The organism is Galbibacter sp. PAP.153, from assembly GCF_037029175.1.
Lineage (GTDB): Bacteria > Bacteroidota > Bacteroidia > Flavobacteriales > Flavobacteriaceae > Galbibacter > Galbibacter pacificus.
Map to the genome: position 1 here is coordinate 64,425 of NZ_JAZEUN010000012.1, position 14,711 is coordinate 79,135.

At 42.1% G+C, this 14,711-nt stretch carries 10 protein-coding genes; 2 read left to right on the forward strand and 8 right to left on the reverse strand.

Annotation, left to right across the window (positions count from 1 at the left end):
• Window positions 1–662 precede the first annotated feature (662 nt).
• From aroE to UXI14_RS09400, 6 genes are all read right to left on the reverse strand, one after another.
• Complete coding sequence (aroE, locus tag UXI14_RS09375) at window positions 663–1,400, reverse strand: shikimate dehydrogenase (RefSeq protein ID WP_335965924.1); 738 nt, start codon at window positions 1,398–1,400, stop codon at window positions 663–665.
• Complete coding sequence (locus UXI14_RS09380; RefSeq protein WP_277898547.1) at window positions 1,393–2,415, reverse strand: DUF368 domain-containing protein; 1,023 nt, start codon at window positions 2,413–2,415, stop codon at window positions 1,393–1,395. The genes aroE and UXI14_RS09380 overlap by 8 nt, the downstream gene beginning before the upstream one ends.
• A gap of 2 nt (window positions 2,416–2,417) precedes the next feature.
• Window positions 2,418–3,332 (reverse strand): DUF368 domain-containing protein, encoded by a 915-nt coding sequence (locus tag UXI14_RS09385; protein ID WP_335965925.1) that lies wholly within the window; start codon window positions 3,330–3,332, stop codon window positions 2,418–2,420.
• A gap of 32 nt (window positions 3,333–3,364) precedes the next feature.
• Window positions 3,365–4,768: a tetratricopeptide repeat protein gene (locus tag UXI14_RS09390; protein ID WP_335965926.1), complete on the reverse strand. Its 1,404-nt coding sequence runs from the start codon at window positions 4,766–4,768 to the stop codon at window positions 3,365–3,367.
• Between the two features lie 88 nt (window positions 4,769–4,856).
• Window positions 4,857–6,050, reverse strand: a complete 1,194-nt coding sequence (locus UXI14_RS09395; protein WP_335965927.1) for an aspartate aminotransferase family protein — start codon at window positions 6,048–6,050, stop codon at window positions 4,857–4,859.
• Complete coding sequence (locus UXI14_RS09400; RefSeq protein ID WP_335965928.1) at window positions 6,047–7,834, reverse strand: OstA-like protein; 1,788 nt, start codon at window positions 7,832–7,834, stop codon at window positions 6,047–6,049. Before UXI14_RS09400 ends, UXI14_RS09395 begins: the two co-directional genes overlap by 4 nt.
• Before the next feature lie 384 nt (window positions 7,835–8,218).
• Here UXI14_RS09400 and UXI14_RS09405 point away from each other — a divergent pair, with 384 nt between their 5' ends.
• On the forward strand, window positions 8,219–11,380 hold the full coding sequence (locus tag UXI14_RS09405) for a SusC/RagA family TonB-linked outer membrane protein (protein ID WP_335965929.1): 3,162 nt from the start codon (window positions 8,219–8,221) through the stop codon (window positions 11,378–11,380).
• Window positions 11,381–11,392: 12 nt separating this feature from the next.
• The gene (locus UXI14_RS09410) at window positions 11,393–12,844 is read left to right on the forward strand and encodes a SusD/RagB family nutrient-binding outer membrane lipoprotein (protein ID WP_335965931.1); all 1,452 of its coding nucleotides are present in this window, start codon (window positions 11,393–11,395) and stop codon (window positions 12,842–12,844) included.
• Between the two features lie 124 nt (window positions 12,845–12,968).
• Here UXI14_RS09410 and UXI14_RS09415 read toward each other — a convergent pair whose 3' ends face one another.
• Both UXI14_RS09415 and UXI14_RS09420 read right to left on the reverse strand, forming a co-directional pair.
• Window positions 12,969–14,240 (reverse strand): adenylosuccinate synthase, encoded by a 1,272-nt coding sequence (locus UXI14_RS09415; RefSeq protein ID WP_335965932.1) that lies wholly within the window; start codon window positions 14,238–14,240, stop codon window positions 12,969–12,971.
• 18 nt (window positions 14,241–14,258) lie between these two features.
• Entirely contained in the window at window positions 14,259–14,702 is a 444-nt protein-coding gene (locus UXI14_RS09420; protein WP_277898554.1) for a transcriptional repressor, read from the reverse strand.
• Window positions 14,703–14,711: the final 9 nt, after the last annotated feature.

A 14,711-nucleotide genomic window follows, 5' to 3' on the forward strand; every position in this document is an offset into this window, starting at 1 on the left:
AAATTAGCCAAGTGTTTTAAAGCGCAACTATAAAATATTTAGATTTTAATCGTATCCAGGGGGCGTTATCCCCCATAAATGAGGCTTTGTTAACATGTATGTCCCATAAATATAGAAAATGGCCATGCTGCACAGGGGTTGTTTCGTGCACTCCCGGTTATTTTATAAATGTTCCTGTTGATGTCTCCCTTTTCTGAAATATTTTTTATAAAAAGCGTAAAAATGATGTATTGCAAATAGCCAAAACCTGGCAAGGTTGCCCATGTGCATGATAAAAACCCATATGGTAGGAAAGGTTTTGCAGGATATTAAAAATGAAGCTACTGCACCAATGCCGAAGCATGGGATATTGCGGAAAAAGATGAAAGAAAGCTGAATATAAAATCATAAATTCCTGCAAGGTCTTTTTTTCGACCTTGTAGGTCTACTTTCAACCGTAAAAATGAAACATCGGCTCCAAAGTATGGAATAAAGCCAAAAAAGATGCGCTATAGCTGATGAAAGATGGGGGTATTGCAAAAGAAGACCATAAAATTGACAAAGGCGTGTGGAACAATAACGATTTTTTCGGTACCAAATATGCGGACCTATAAACAGGAAGGAATGCGGGCGCCTTATTACCAAAAACGGAGGGGGTTTTTATAAAATCAGTATCGAAAAGCCTAATTTTCATTCCAAATCTCCCATGCTTTTTCGGCTTGCAGCTTTAACATCTCATGTCCGTTTACGGCAGTGGCTCCTTGTGCTTGTGCATGCTTCATAAAGCTGGTTTGTGGGGGATTGTAGATAAGGTCGAACACCAAGTGCCTGTCGGTTAAAAATTGATACGGAATTGCGGGCTTTTGCTCTACATTGGGGAAGGTCCCCAGCGGGGTGCAATTAATAATAACGGTATGCTTGGAAATCGTGGCCGCATTTAGGTCGCCGTAGCCAATTTTCCCACTAGAAGCGGTCCTGGATACATATTTGTATGGAATTTGCAGACTTTTTAGGGCATGGGCAACCGCTTTGGAGGCGCCCCCCGTACCCAGTATCAAAGCGTTGGTATGCCATGGTTTTAAGTGGGGCCTTAAAGATTCTTTGAAACCATGTACGTCTGTATTATAGCCTTTTAGGCCATTTGGCACAACCTTGACCACATTTACGGCGCCAATTTCTTTGGCTTCGGGATCTATAGCTGTTAAATAGGGAAAAATGGCTTCTTTGTACGGAATGGTAATATTAAAGCCCACCAGACCTTTGGTACTGTTTATTATTTCTTGAAAATCCTCTATTTTTTGTACATCAAAGTTAACATACGAATAACCTGTAAGCCCCAGCTCCTTAAATTTCTCGGTAAAGTACCCTTGAGAGAAGGAATAAGAAATATTTCTCCCTAATAATCCAAAACGCTTATCCATTTTCTGTATTTTTTTCCCCGTACCAGTCCAGTGCCAGTACAATTAAAATTCCAATAATAATAAAACCAACGGCAATCCATGTTTCGCCATTATGTATGTGCGGAAGGTAGCGTTGGTAGTTTGCTATGATTTTTTCGCCGGCAGAATCTGTCATGATATCACCGTGTGCGTCCAATCTGTAAATGGTTTTCTTCCATGGCCACACCACGCCCAGCGAACCCGTGATAAAACCTAAAATAATGGCCGTTGTAATGTATTTATAGTGTTTTAGCACATAACTTAATAAATGAGAAAGGGTTACCAGCCCGGTAACGGAGCCCAAAGTAAAAACCATGAGGATTTTAAGCATTTCAATGCGCTCGGAATTATTTACAAAGCTAACATCTCCTTGAAAAACTTCGGCAAAAGTGTCGTACAGGGCATTTACCGAGTCTACCAAAAGCAATACGTAGTTGCCGAGCAAAATTAAGATGAAGGAACCGGAAAGCCCGGGCAGCGTCATTCCCGAAACGCTTATAATTCCGCAGAAAAAAACAAAGAGCAGGTTGTCGTTTTGTTTGGCGGGGTTGAAAAAGCTCAGGGAAACGCCAATGGCAATGCCGATAATGGAAAAGAAAACGGTTTTTCTGCTCCAATGATGAAAATCCTTGGAAATGTAATAAATAGAACCGACGATCATCCCGAAAAATGCGGCCCATACATACAGTTCTTTCTGTGCAATAAAATAATCCAGTATTTTGGAGACGCTAAAATAACTGACCAGCATGCCCAGAAGGAGCAAGCTTAAAAAGCGCCCATTGATGTATTGAAAAAAGCTTTTAAACCGCCCGTTCAGGATAAGTTTTAAGGCCTTTAAGTTGATTTTTTGCAGGGAATAGATAAATTCTTCGTAAAAACCGGCCACAAAAGCAACCACACCGCCCGAAACCCCCGGGACTTTATTGGCCGCACCCATGGCCAGCCCCTTGATAAAGAGGAAAAATTTATCCATAAGTGTGCGCGTGGGTTGTTGCATCGTTATTCTTTTACCGTAGCAAGTTTTTCTAATAGGAAGATGGTTAAAAAACCAATAAATGCCAAAATTATTGCCCACATTAACTTGGGGTCGCCATCAAAATAAAACGGACTGATGCTTCTGTCTATAGTAATGGTCTTATCGCCAAACTTTTCAATTTCCATGATTTCCTTCCAGGGCCATATTTTATTGAGCGACCCCAGGATAAAACCGGTAAGTAAGGCCAAGGTACTGTTTTTGTAATTGGTAAAGAGGTATTTTAAGAGCCTTGAAAAACTTAGCAGTCCAAATACAGCGCCCAGGCCAACAATGGCCAAGGTTATTAAATCTCTGTTGTTGACTGCCGCCAAGACCGTTCCGTATGCGCCCAAAAGTACTAAAATAAAGGCGCCGGAAATTCCGGGAAGTATCATGGCACAAATGGCCAAAGCCCCTGCAAAAAACAAATAAAGATAGCCCCCGCTTGCATGGGATGGGGGGATGGTAGTGATGTAATAGGCAAGCGCCGCCCCAATGATGAATGCAATGATAACACCGATGGACCATTTGGAAATTTGTTTGCCCACAAAAAAGATACTGGCCACAACGAGCCCAAAAAAGAAGGACCACAATAAAATAGGATGGTGCTCCAGCAACCACTCCAAAAGTTTGGCCAAAGAGAGCACGCTTATGGCTATGCCCAAAAAAAGCGCTGCCAAAAAGTTTCCGTTAATGTGCTGCCAGGCTTTTTTGAACCCTTCTTTTCTTACTATTTGAAGGGTCTCCAGGCTGATATTGTTAATGGAGGTAATGAGCTCTTCGTAAATACCGGAAATAAAGGCAATGGTCCCGCCAGAGACACCCGGGACAACATCGGCGGCCCCCATGGCGATCCCTTTAAGGGTTATAACGAGATAGTCTAAAAATGATCTTTGCATATGTTGTTCTTAGGCGAACAAAAATAGCAATTTTATAGGGATGCATTTTTAAAACTACAGATTATATTTTTGACCGTTTTTCTACTGTAAACGGCCGGGAACAATATTTCCATGGTATCCCGTTCTTCGTAGTTGTGTTTCAGGGCATTTTTTAAATGGTAGGTGCCTTTTAGGGAATCGGAGGACAAATAGTACATTCCGGCCAAACGGTACTCCAGGTCGGCATGTTCCGGATAAAATTCCAGTGCTTGTAACAAGGCATGGATAGCGCTGTCGTATTCGCCTAATTTTAAGAGGATATCCGACCATGAAATCCAGGTTTCCAGCTCGTAATTGCCAAGTTCTATGGTTTTTTGATAAGCCAAATCGGCTTCTTCATAAAAATGGAGCAATTCGTTTATTTTGGCACTCCGCTTCCAGTACAGAACATTTTCACTATCTATATTGATGGCCTTATTGATGTAATACAGCGCTTTTTGATAGTTTCTTTGTTTGAAGTAAAAATCGGTAATGGCAATCCAGCCTTTGTCCAAGAGGGGGTCTTCGTGTACCGTGCGGTAAAAGAATTTTTTGGCCAGTTCTAAATTGCCGAGCTTGTCGTGGCATTTTCCTATTCTTAAATAGGCAAAAGAGGTAGGATCGTCCAGTCCAAGGGTAATCTCGTAATTTTCAATGGCCTCGTTATACCTTTTTAAGCGCTCCAGTACCCGGCCTTTTTCAAGATAGGCACCAATGAAGGTATCGTCTGAATAAATGGCAAAATCAAAGCTGGAAAGTGCTTCTTTGTACATTTTTTTACTAACAAACTGTTTTCCCAGTTGATGCCATGCAACTTCGCAATAAGGGTTTTGGTCCAGATAGGAATTCAGGAACTCGATGGCCCCATCGAAATCTTCCAAAAAGTCAAAACAATAAATAACATTGTACAGAGCGGCATAATCTTCAAAGTCTTCGTTCAGGCATTGAATAAAAGCATCTTTGGCCGACTCGTAATCGTCCAGAAAGAGGTATTCCATACCGAGCAACGAATATATGTCGGCATTGTCGTCATCGGTCATCGACAGGGCTTCGTGAAGCAGCTCGATTGCTCTTTGATGGTTGTCCTGCTTGGAATAGATGTTGGCTTTTTGGATATAAATTTCTTCATTGGAAGCCTCAATGGCCTCTACTTCATTTAAAATCCTTTCGGCGGCTTCAAATCGGTTTTCAAAAACAAGGATCTCCACGTGCAACAGTTTAAGTTCTGAAGAAGAGGGGTGTTGCTGTAACCCGATCTGTATGGCTTTTTTTGCCAAAGCTACTTTTCCGGAATTTAAATAGTGATGAATAATGTCTTGAAAATCCTCTGAATCAAAGAAATAAACGTCGTTTGTTTTTAGCATTGATTCAAATTTTGCTAATGGAAGGTTATGGTCTTCGTGAGCACTAAATGGCATAGGCGATGCATTTTTAGATTTCTACGTTAATAAATTTAGGGCTTGAAGCGTTACGATATGAGCCAAAAACCTTATTGTTATTAACAAATTAGTTAACATTTTGGCTGTCCCACTCCTCCAGAAGTTCTAGAATGGCGGTACAGCCTTCTTCAATTTCTTCATTAGAAATGGTTAACGGCGGTGTAATTCTAACGGCTTTCGGTTCAAAAAGCAACCAAAATAAAAGGAGCCCTTTTTTCATGCCTTCCAAAACCAGAAAATTAACTATTTCCGGGTCTTCCAGAATAATGGCCAACATTAACCCTTTTCCTCTAATTCCTTTAATCAAAGGATGTACCAAAAGCGATCGGAAAAGTTTTTCTTTTTCAAGGGTTTGCGGTATTAAGTTGGAACTTGTCAATTCCTGAAGCGTGGCAAGGGCCGCGGCGGCAATAACGGGGTGTCCGCCAAAGGTGGTGATATGTCCCATTTTGGGAGCTTCCTTCAGCAATGTCATCATGTCATGCGAGGCAGTAAAGGCCCCGACCGGCATCCCGCCTGCCATTCCCTTTCCCATGACCAAAATATCGGGCACTACTTGATAGTTCATAAACCCGAAAAGTGTGCCCGTACGGCCAAACCCCGGTTGTATTTCATCCAGGATCAAAAGTGCCCCGACTTCTTCGCAACGTGCCTTAACTTTTTTTAGGTAGCCGTTTTTAGGTTCTATAAAACCTGCGCCTCCTTGAATGGTTTCCAAAAGCACTCCTGCGGTGTCCTCGGTTATGTTGTACAGGTCGTTTTCATTGTTGTATTCAATAAACGATATCCCGGGGAGCAGCGGCCTGTATGCCTGTTTGCGCGGCTCGAAGCCCATAAGGCTCATGGATCCCTGCGTATTGCCGTGATAGGCATGCTTTGCGGCAATAAGTCCGCTTCTTCCGGTGGCGCGTTTGGCCAGCTTCATGGCCCCTTCAATAGCCTCGGTGCCGGAATTGACCAAATAAGTGGTTTCAAGTGGCCCGGGCAGTAATTTTGCAAGCAATTTGGTGAACTCCACAGCGGGTTTCTGTATGTATTCCCCGTAGACCATTACATGCATGTACGAAGCAGCCTGTTTTTGTACGGCTTCCACTATTTTTGGGTGGCTATGGCCGAGCGTGTTGGCGGATACCCCGGCCACAAAGTCCAAATATTTTTTATGGGAGACGTCATAAACATAAGTCCCCTTTGCATGTGAAACTTCAATGCTCAGTGGTGCAGGTCCTGTTTGCGCCTGGTATTTTAAGAAGTCTTTTTTCATTTGGACGGCGTATCTTCTTCTTTTTCTTTGTTTTGTTTGGGCAAGGTTGCTTTTTTGCTTGGTCGGGCCCTTTTTTGTTGGGGGGCCTTTTGGTCGTCTTCCGGCTTATTCAAGGTTTCTCCGGGGGCCAAATCAGGGTTATCGATATCTATGGGGTTGTTTACGCCTTTTATCACCGGAAGTACAATGTTGTTGTCTTCTTCGCTAAAAAGATCTTCCTTGCTTAAAATCATTTCGTCGCCGCGCCAATAAAACCCTCTAAATTTCCTTCCGTTTACCGGAAGGTCATCATCTGGGTAGATGGTTCCTTCAACATCGATAAAAGAAGTGGTGTTGTCAATTTCATTGTTTTCCATAATCATTTGTATGAGTCCACACTTTCGTTTGTCGATCCCCACAAATTCATCTTTGTCGTTCCACAGGAAATAAATAAGTTCGGCATTTTTAACAATGTCAACAACCCTTAATTCGTTCTCTTCGAACAGCCCATAAAGATATTTTCCTTTAATTTGGTTGTAGCCCTGTTTTAGGGAGTCTTTAAATTTTACGCCGCTCAGGGAATCTTTTTGGATTATAAATGCATTTTCCCAGACTTTTAAGGAGTCCAGTTTGTCGGTCTTTAAGTTAGAAAGGATGTGTATGCTGTCTCCGGTCATTTGGGTCTGTCCGCTCCAAAGAATGGGACGGAAAGCCGAAATTTTATTTTCGGGGGTACTGGGCGGGATCTTGCCAATGAGTTGTGCAATGCCGGTTTTTTCATCCGAGTGAATGGAGTCGCATTTGCCACTAAGGTCGGTTTTGTAAAACCGTGCATCCCTATAGGCACGGATAACCCTTTCGTTTTCTTTTCCGGTAACCATCAAAGTGTCTGCGTGGATATACATGGAGTCTTTTTCAAAAACGCTAATGGCCAAGGCTCTTTTTGTAACCAGCACCGAATCCTTCGCTTTGTATATTTCGGCATAATGGCCCCTTAAAACCCCGTCGTTAACGGTATCTATTACTTTAATGTTGTTGGTAGCCGAAGCAAATTCTGTCGCCTTGTCAAAATAGAGGCTGTCGCCATAGATAATCCGTTGGCTATAATCAATGCGGGTATTTTTTAGTCCATACCCGGTCTCTGCAACGGTATTGTAATACCCTCTTTCACAGTACATTTTATAGTCTTCTCCGGTAACAGTGGAAGGCCCGTACATGTATGCATTTTTAGATTTGGTGTAATAATCCATACGTGCAGAATTAATAATATAATCGGGATTTGTTATTCTAACGTCGCTTTTAAATTCATATTTATCAATCTCCATATAATAGCGCCCTTTATTGCTTGTTAAAACATTGGCGCTGTCCTTAACGGTACCAAAATTATCGTAAAACGCCTCTTGGGTATTCCTGTCAAACTCCAATTCTTCCGTGTTTAATGTCATCGAACTGTTGCGCAGCTCTACATTTTCTTTTGCAATGGCAATTTTCGAGGTCCCATCATATTCAATGTATTCGCTGTTCATTTTAATGGAATCGCCCTGTTGGAAGAAAACGTTTCCATAGGCTTCAATACGGTTTTGTTTTTGGTAATATACGGCCAAATCGCACCAAAGATCTATACCCTGATGCTCAAACTGTACTTGTTGGTCGTCTTTGCTAAAGATTGAGGCCCCGGGATATTTTTCTTCATCCTTGTTAAAATCCCCACCGTGGACAATGGTAATCTCTTTCTTTTCTTGTGCCGAAAGTAGTGGGGTGCCAGCTATCAGCATTAAAAATATATATGTTCTTAAAATCTTCAAAAGCTCTGAATTTTGCATCAAAAATAAAGCTTTTTCAGTTAGTTGATGATTTGTTGGGAAGAATTTATAAAAATGAAATTTTTTGAATGATAATAGCAAATGTCACTTCTTCTTATGAATTTTTTATAGTATAAAATCAAGCAGGTAAAGACTACTATAACCAAATGTAGAAGATGTTATAAATCTACTCATTCTATGGGGAAATGTGACAATATATCAAATCGACAATTTAAGGACGTCAAAATAAAAAACTGATAATTTTTAGGTGTTTGGATTAAAACATTAAAAATAATTATCATTTTGGCTGAAAACTATAAAATATCTTCAATGATTTAACTTTTTCTTTTATAAGTTAGTCCCTGCTAATCTCAAACTATATTAACAATGAAAATTAAATTACGTGTATTTTTAATGCTGATGCTAGCATTAATTGTGCAATTTACATTTGCGCAAGAAAAAACCGTAACAGGGACGATTACCGATCAAGACGGATTACCGTTACCTGGAGCGAATGTTGTAGTCAAGGGCACCGCCAATGGTGCCCAAACTAATTTTGATGGGGTGTACTCCATCTTGGCCAGCGTAGGAGATGTTCTGGTGTTCTCTTATGTCGGTCAAAAACCGGAAGAACGTACCGTAGGTGCTTCTAACGTAATAGACCTTGTACTGGAACAGGACGCACAGGCATTGGCCGAAGTGGTTGTGACCGGGCAGGGGATTAGAAGGGAGAAAAAGGCACTTGGTTTCTCTCAGCAATCGGTGGAGGGCGACCAATTGGTGCAGGCCCGGGAAACTGATGTAAACAACGCACTGGCCGGCCGTGTTTCGGGTATCCAGGTAGTGGGAAACAGTAGTTCTACTTTTGGGGAATCAAGGGTGAGGCTTCGTGGAAACGATGATCTGCTTTATGTGGTGGATGGCGTTAGGATTAATAATTCCAGCGATATAAATACCGATAATATTGCGGAAATGTCGGTGTTGAAAGGTGCTTCGGCAACGGCCATTTATGGTCCCGAGGGAAGGAATGGGGTCATCATTATTACCAGTAAATCAGGCACCGTGGGTGCAGCAAAGGTTGAAGTGAATTATTCCGTAGGACTTAGTTCTGTATCTGCTTTACCGGAGTATCAAAATGAATACGGCGGCGGTTATAGTCAGACATTTAATGTTTTTCATTACGACCCCGCACAGGATCCTGCTTCATGGGCTTCTTTTGAGGGACAGCTTTACCCGGATTTTTGGGCCGATGAAAGCTGGGGACCCAGACTTGACGGGCAAATGGTCCGTCATTGGGACAGCTGGATACCCGGCACCCCGGAATTTGGAGAACTTCGCCCTTGGACACAATCCCCGAACGATGTACGCAGTTTCTACGATTCTGCACTTACCAATAATACCACGGTTTCTTTTTCAAAAGCCGGGGAAGATTACAATGTAATGAGCACCATTTCTTATGTAGACCAGAACGGGGTCATCCCTAATTCCAGTAACAAATACACCAAAGTAGCTTTTAATGCTTTTTACAATGTTACGGAGAAATTAAAATTTGTTGCCAATATCAATATAGAAGACAGGGACCGGGTTAACAATCCCGATCAGGGATATGGGAACTTAGGGTCTAATTTTAATCAATGGTGGCAACGACAGCTCGATTTTACCAGACTGCGTGATTATATGAGAAACAATCAGGCAGTTTCATGGAACATCCGGGGGCCAAGAGATGCCAGGCCCTTGTATTGGGATTCCCCTTATTTTCATTCTTATGAAAATGAAAAACACGATTATAAAAACTCTTATTTTGGTAAAGTAGGGATTGTCTATGAAATTACGGACGACCTTGAATTTACCTTCGATGTAAGAAGGACCTTTTACTCTTATCTGGAAGACGACCGCGGAACGACCATCAGCCTGTTGGATCCCGCTTTTTACCTAGAAGAACATAGAAGGGAGGAGAGACAGGATTTCTTTGGGATGCTAAATTACCACAAACGATTGTTTAATGACGATCTGGATGTAGATGTTGTTGTTGGCGGTGAAAAAGTAGAGGAAGACTACAGAAGGTTATACAGTACGACCAATGGCGACCTCACGATTCCCGATTTTTATAATTTGGCCGGTTCTCAAGACCCCGTTACGGCCGAGAACGAGATAGGAAAGGAAAAGAGAAATGCCCTGTTTGCAAAAGCTTCCCTGGGGTACAAAAGCCTTCTTTATCTGGATGGTTCTTACAGATTGGACTGGTCTTCCACAGCGAGGGACGACGATAACCGGGTGGATACCTACGGAGGGTCCCTAAGTTTTCTTCTACATGAAATCCTTCCTAAAAACGATGTGCTGACTTTTGCAAAGCTGCGGACAGGTTATGCCAGTGCTCCTTTTTTTCCAGATCGGTATCTTACCAGGAATGTTTATGATGTAAATCCATTGTATCAAGGAAACGGGCGGTTGTCGGTTTCCAATGTTCAGGAAAATCCCATTTTAAAAGGAGGTACCAGGGACGAGTTTGAAGTAGGTGCCGAACTGCAGTTTTTTAGAAATAGGCTTTCGTTGGATCTGACTTATTATAACAGGATAGACAAAGACCTTCCTATTAATGTGCCTTTGGACGGCGCCACGGGATATTCTGATATTACGGTCAATAGCGGTAAGCAAACGACCAATGGTATTGAGGTGGCCCTGACAGGGGATATTATTGACGGCGAAGATGTAACCTGGACACTTGGAGCAAATTTTGCCACGTTGAAGAGGGAGGTCAATGATCTTTATCCCGGGATCGATGCCAGGGATTTAAGCGATTATGGATCCAGTATACGCTTACAGGAACGGGTAGGGCAGGAATATGGATTGTTCTACGGAACTGGTTATGCCACCGATGAAAATGGCAATATTCTCTTTACGGAAAACGATGGGAATTATTACTACAGTATTCAACAAAATAAATATTTGGGGTCTTTGTTGCCAGATTATACCGGGGGTATCTTCTCTAATTTCAGATACAAAAATGTATCCTTAAACCTTGGGTTTGATTTTCAAAAAGGTGGGAAGTACTATTCCAGGACAGAGCGCTATTTCGATCATTCGGGGCTTTCGGCCAAGACAGCTGGACTTAACGATCTAGGAAACCCTAAAAGGGATCCGGTTTCTCAAGGTGGGGGAGAGCATATAGTTGGGGTACTGCAAACGGGAATCGATGAATCGGGAAACCCCATTAGCGATGGAACAGTGGTTGACGCCTATGTAGACCCACAGGTGCTCTATAATTCAGGGAACCTTGGTGCGATTTATGAAAACAACCTCCACGATGCAACATATATCAAGTTAAGGACCATTCGGTTGAAATATGACTTCAACAAGGAATTGCTTGAAAAAATAAGCCTGTCAAGCGCTTCCATAAGCCTTTATGCCAACAATGTTTGGTTGATTTATGCCGATGAACCTTGGATAGACCCTTCGGAACTGGAAAAGAGAAACGATATCAACTGGGCAGAAGGAGGAACTTTACCAATGACCCGGACCGTAGGTTTAAACCTGAATTTAACTTTCTAAAAAATAATGATGATGAATACGATAATAAAACATATAAAAATAGTGGCATGTATAACTGTATTGTGCAGTTCGTGTAATACTATTGATTATGACGATACCAATGATAACCCCAACGGGCCGACCGACGCGGTGACCTCGCAATTGCTTACCAATGCCTTATCGAGCATCCCGGATATTGTAGTCGATGAAACACCCATATTGTATATGCAGCACATTACCGAAGGGCAATACCCGGGTTCATCAAGATATTCTGGGCTAACCTATAGTTACGACAGCTGGTATACGGGGCCGTTACAGGATTTAAATGAAATTATAGCCATCAACAGCAATCCGGAAATTGCCGAAGATTATGCCATTTACGGTGCAAATGCAAACCAAATTGCAACAGCCAAAACCATTAGGGCCTATTTTCTGCAATATATGACAGATCGTTGGGGGGCACTCCCTTGGTCCGAAGCGTTTATGGGAATAGAAAACCCGCAACCAAAATTTGATACGCAGGAAAGCCTTTACGATTTTATGTTTGCAGAAATTGAAGACGTATTATCCTTAATAGACCATAGTGCTTCGGGACCTAGTGGCGATATTTTATTTGATGGCGATATGGACAGGTGGGAGGCCTTTGCCAATAATTTAAAAATGACAATGGCATTGAGGATTTCTCATGTAAACCCTTCCCTGGCAAAAACAAAATTTGAAGAAGCAGCGGCTTCCGGTCTTTTGGTAACTTCTAATGATGATAACATTGAGTACCATTACGGTACCGATGATGCCAGTGATAGCCCGTGGATGGATAACTTCAGGACAAGGGAGGATTACATCCTTTCCCGGACCATGGTAGAATCACTTAGGGAAAATTTAGATCCCAGACTGTTTGAATATGCCGCCCCGGCAAGAGATAGTGTTTCGACCGTAACAAACTTTCCTGATGCCATTGATGCTGGATATGTTGGCGCCCCCAATGGAAATGTAAACGGGAATGTTCCCAGCTATTCTTTTATTAACAATGAAATTATTTACACACCGGATTATCCTTCACCAATCTATACGGCAGCTCAAATAAAATTTGCCATGGCCGAAGCGGCCGCAAATGGTTGGGATGTTGGTGGAAGTGATGCCGCTACCTTATATGAAGAGGCCGTTACCGCTTCTATGGAATATTGGGGGGTTGCCACTGAAGATATTACAGAATATATCGCGGCACATCCTTATGGGGGGATCGAGGACATTGCTTATGAAAAATGGGTGGCATTATATTTGAACGGCCCCGAGGCCTGGGCCGAATGGCGAAGGTTGGATGCGCCTGCTTTGGTACCCTCCTCCTATGCAAATGACCCGAGGATTCCCGTAAGGCATGCATATGATGCCTCTATTGCAGATAATAATGCTGCCAATTATGCTGATATGATATCGTTTCAAGGTCCAGATAATTTGCACACCAAGTTATGGTGGGATATACACTAAAAATGTTTGTGGATCTTTATAAATTTATTTTATTAGCTAACCATTAACATCAAAGCCGATCATAGATCGGCTTTGTTTTTTTTGGTTGAAAAACAATTTGTTTTTCTATGTTCTTTCTAATTATTTATCTGTGGATCGTTTGTGTTCTGTCCGGTCCCACTGAAACAATTTTTATGGGCACGTTCAGTTCTTTTTCCAAAAATTCAATATAGTCGTTTAATGCTTTCGGAAATTGACCGGCTGCATCCAATTGGGTCAGGTCCTTGTCCCAGCCTTTTATTTCGGTATAGATAGGCGTTACGTTTTCTTCTTCTATATTATAGGGCAGGTGTTGAATGGTCTCCCCCTTGTATTTGTAGGCAGTGCATATTTTTAATGTTTTAAACCCGCTTAAAACGTCGGCCTTCATCATCATGAGCTGCGTAACCCCATTTACCTGAACGGCATACTTTAAGGCTACCAGATCCAGCCATCCACAGCGTCTGGGCCTTCCGGTTACGGCACCGAACTCGTTTCCTATTTTGGCCATTTTCTCACCATCACCATCGAATAGTTCAGTGGGGAAGGGACCGCTTCCCACGCGGGTGGTATACGCCTTAAAAATACCAAATACTTCACCGATCTTGTTCGGGGCCACGCCAAGTCCGGTACAGGCGCCCGCGGCGGTCGTGTTGGAAGAGGTTACAAAGGGATAGGTGCCAAAATCGATGTCCAGTAAGGAGCCCTGTGCGCCTTCGGCCAAAATGGTCTTATTGTTTTTAAGCGACTGGTTTAAAAATTCCTCACTGTCGATAAAGGTAAGTTCCTTAAGTGTGGCAACCGATTCAAAAAATTCTTTTTCAAGTTCTTCCAAATCGTATTGTACATCAACGTTGTAAAAATTGATCATGGCCTCGTGCTTGTCTGCCAGTGCCCTGTAGCGTTCTTTAAAATCGTCCAGCTCCAGATCGCCGATACGCAATCCGTTCCTGCCGGTCTTGTCCATATATGTAGGACCGATCCCCTTTAGGGTGGAACCAATTTTAGCCTTTCCTTTGGAGGCTTCCGAAGCGGCATCCAGCAAGCGGTGGGTTGGCAATATTAAATGTGCTTTTCGCGATAGGATCAGTTTCTTTTTATAATCAATGCCAAATTGGTGTAAACCTTCCAGTTCTTTAACAAAAACTACAGGGTCTATTACAACGCCGTTGCCGATTACATTGATGGAGTTCTCATGAAAAATACCAGAGGGAATTGTTCTCAATACGTGTTTGATGCCGTCGAATTCAAGTGTATGGCCTGCATTTGGACCGCCTTGGAAACGTGCAATAATATCATAATCTTTGGTGAGGACATCTACGATTTTACCTTTTCCTTCGTCTCCCCATTGTAAACCTAGTAGTAAATCTACTGCCATTGTAATTAAATAAGATGATTAGCTTTTTTCGTTCTTGGTACCGTAAAAGTACAACGAATGATTTTGAATTTTTATGTCGAAAACTTCTTCGATCGTTTTTTTGATGTTCTGTATCCTTGGATCGCAAAACTCCATTACCTCCCCGGTATCCGTTAAAATAACATGGTCGTGCTGTTTATCAAAATACGATTTTTCGTAATGGGCCTGATTTTGACCGAATTGGTGTTTTCTGACCAGTCCGCATTCCAAGAGAAGTTCTATGGTATTATAAAGCGTAGCACGGCTTACACGATAGTTCTTGTTCTTCATTTTTATATAGAGCGATTCTATATCGAAATGTTCCTTGTTATCGTATATTTCTTGCAGTATAGCATACCGTTCAGGAGTTTTCCTGTGCTTGTGTTCTTCCAAGAATTTGGTGAACACGTTTTTAACGATTTCCTGGTTTTTGTCGTTCGCCATGATCAATTC

Excerpts from the sequence above, each read along its gene's own strand:
- aroE (WP_335965924.1), bottom strand. The coding sequence starts at position 1,400 with ATGGATAAGCGTTTTGGATTATTAGGGAGAAATATTTCTTATTCCTTC.
- UXI14_RS09380 (WP_277898547.1), bottom strand. The coding sequence starts at position 2,415 with ATGCAACAACCCACGCGCACACTTATGGATAAATTTTTCCTCTTTATC.
- UXI14_RS09385 (WP_335965925.1), bottom strand. The coding sequence starts at position 3,332 with ATGCAAAGATCATTTTTAGACTATCTCGTTATAACCCTTAAAGGGATC.
- UXI14_RS09390 (WP_335965926.1), bottom strand. The coding sequence starts at position 4,768 with ATGCCATTTAGTGCTCACGAAGACCATAACCTTCCATTAGCAAAATTT.
- UXI14_RS09395 (WP_335965927.1), bottom strand. The coding sequence starts at position 6,050 with ATGAAAAAAGACTTCTTAAAATACCAGGCGCAAACAGGACCTGCACCA.
- UXI14_RS09405 (WP_335965929.1), top strand. The coding sequence starts at position 8,219 with ATGAAAATTAAATTACGTGTATTTTTAATGCTGATGCTAGCATTAATT.
- UXI14_RS09410 (WP_335965931.1), top strand. The coding sequence starts at position 11,393 with ATGAATACGATAATAAAACATATAAAAATAGTGGCATGTATAACTGTA.
- UXI14_RS09415 (WP_335965932.1), bottom strand. The coding sequence starts at position 14,240 with ATGGCAGTAGATTTACTACTAGGTTTACAATGGGGAGACGAAGGAAAA.
- UXI14_RS09420 (WP_277898554.1), bottom strand. The coding sequence starts at position 14,702 with ATGGCGAACGACAAAAACCAGGAAATCGTTAAAAACGTGTTCACCAAA.